Annotated in this window: 3 protein-coding genes and 1 pseudogene; 1 reads left to right on the forward strand and 3 read right to left on the reverse strand. The window is 50.5% G+C overall.

Annotated features, from left to right (window positions below):
* The 3 genes and pseudogenes from HMPREF1024_RS30960 to HMPREF1024_RS00180 all read right to left on the reverse strand — a co-directional run.
* Positions 1 to 161 (reverse strand): annotated as a pseudogene (locus tag HMPREF1024_RS30960) (IS5/IS1182 family transposase); the annotation flags it as partial.
* A gap of 209 nt (positions 162 to 370) precedes the next feature.
* Entirely contained in the window at positions 371 to 556 is a 186-nt protein-coding gene (locus HMPREF1024_RS32140; protein WP_134932089.1) for a hypothetical protein, read from the reverse strand.
* On the reverse strand, positions 538 to 1,518 hold the full coding sequence (locus HMPREF1024_RS00180; protein WP_009310076.1) for an IS5-like element ISKpn26 family transposase: 981 nt from the start codon (positions 1,516 to 1,518) through the stop codon (positions 538 to 540). Before HMPREF1024_RS00180 ends, HMPREF1024_RS32140 begins: the two co-directional genes overlap by 19 nt.
* A gap of 126 nt (positions 1,519 to 1,644) precedes the next feature.
* Between HMPREF1024_RS00180 and HMPREF1024_RS00175 the strand changes: the two genes are divergently transcribed.
* Positions 1,645 to 1,902 carry a hypothetical protein gene (locus HMPREF1024_RS00175; RefSeq protein ID WP_009310077.1) on the forward strand — a complete coding sequence of 86 codons (258 nt, stop codon included), beginning with the start codon at positions 1,645 to 1,647 and terminating at the stop codon, positions 1,900 to 1,902.
* The last annotated feature ends 10 nt before the right edge of the window (positions 1,903 to 1,912 follow it).

Consider the following 1,912-nt stretch of genomic DNA (forward strand, 5'->3'; position numbering starts at 1 on the left):
GACTCATACCAGGCCTGAATCGCCTCATCATCCAGCCAGAAAGTGAGGGAGCCACGGTTGATGAGAGCTTTGTTGTAGGTGGACCAGTTGGTGATTCTGAACTTTTGCTTTGCCACGGAATGGTCTGTGTTGTCGGGAGGATGCGTGATCTGATCCTTCAACTCAGCAAAAGTTCGATTTATTCAACAAAGCCACACTAAATCAGTAAGTTGGCACTATTACCGCCGATTTATTCAACAAAACCGTTGGCAGCATCACCGAACAAATGTATATTTGTCGGCGAGTAAATAGCATTCTTTGACGCCGATAGCACCAGCGAACTTATATTTTTAAGTTCGTTACCTGACGCCTTAAATATTGCGGCTCCCGGTCAGTCGAAGATTCTATTAGGGAAGGTGCGAATAAGCAGGTCATTTCTTCCCAAGCTGACTCGCTGATTAAAATTTCGCGGATCTGGGCCGATTTTTTTCCCGCAAACACATCGAATCAGCCTATTTAGGCTATTTTTTCCACCATTTCTGGCGTTATTTCCGGTTTTTACTGAGATCTCTCCCACTGACGTATCATTTGGTCCACCCGAAACAGGTTGGCCAGGGTGAATAACATCGCCAGTTGGTTATCGTTTTTCAGCAGCCCCCTGTATCTGGCTTTCACGAAGCCGAACTGCCGCTTGATGATGCGAAACGGGTGCTCCACCTTGGCACGGATGCTGGCTTTCATGTATTCGATGTTGATGGCCGTTTTGTTCTTGCGCGGATGCTGCTTCAAGGTTTTTACCCTGCCGGGACGCTCGGCGATCAGCCAGTCCACATCCACCTCGGCCAGCTCCTCGCGCTGTGGCGCTCCTTGGTAGCCGGCATCGGCTGAGACAAATTGCTCCTCTCCATGAAGCAGATTACCCAGCTGATTGAGGTCATGCTCGTTGGCCGCGGTGGTGACCAGGCTGTGGGTCAGGCCACTCTTGGCATCGACACCAATGTGGGCCTTCATGCCAAAGTGCCACTGATTGCCTTTCTTGGTCTGATGCATCTCCGGATCGCGTTGCTGCTCTTTGTTCTTGGTAGAGCTGGGTGCCTCAATGATGGTGGCATCCACCAAAGTGCCTTGGGTCATCATGACGCCTGCTTCGGCCAGCCAGCGATTGATGGTCTTGAACAATTGACGGGCCAGTTGATGCTGCTCGAGCAGGTGGCGGAAATTCATGATGGTGGTGCGATCCGGCAGGGCGCTATCCAGGGATAATCGGGCAAACAGGCGCATGGAGGCGATTTCGTACAGGGCATCTTCCATGGCACCGTCGCTCAGGTTGTACCAATGCTGCATGCAGTGAATACGCAGCATGGTCTCCAGCGGATAGGGCCGTCGGCCATTGCCCGCCTTGGGATAAAACGGCTCGATGACAGCGGTCATATTCTGCCATGGCAGAATCTGCTCCATGCGGGAGAGGAAAATCTCTTTTCGGGTCTGACGGCGCTTAGTGCTGAATTCACTATCGGCGAAGGTGAGTTGATGGCTCATGATGTCCCTCTGGGATGCGCTCCGGATGAATATGATGATCTCATATCAGGAACTTGTTCGCACCTTCCCTAGGCAATTTGAATTCAGATATCTATGCTTGGGATCCGGACAACAGGAGGTAACAAGATGAAACTTCAAGATATACAGATAGATAATACCGTAAGGAGTGGCCTTAATTCTTTCACTGGTGGGGTGATTATTCGTGATACAAAGGTATTGATCACGCTCAATCTCCCGGATGGACAGAAAACCACTATTGAGGGGGAATGGCGGCATATGTCAGACGCCAACAGATTGTCAGAACGTATTACGATGCTTCAGCATGCGATCTATGAGCAGTATGAGGAATACAGAGCAGATATTCCCGTCAGCTGGTCCAGATAACGTCTGACAG

This window comes from Klebsiella sp. 4_1_44FAA (assembly GCF_000238715.1).
Classification (GTDB): domain Bacteria; phylum Pseudomonadota; class Gammaproteobacteria; order Enterobacterales; family Enterobacteriaceae; genus Klebsiella; species Klebsiella pneumoniae.

Bases quoted from the DNA above. Each gene is read 5' to 3' on its own strand.
- HMPREF1024_RS00180 (WP_009310076.1), bottom strand. From the start codon at position 1,518: ATGAGCCATCAACTCACCTTCGCCGATAGTGAATTCAGCACTAAGCGC.
- HMPREF1024_RS00175 (WP_009310077.1), top strand. From the start codon at position 1,645: ATGAAACTTCAAGATATACAGATAGATAATACCGTAAGGAGTGGCCTT.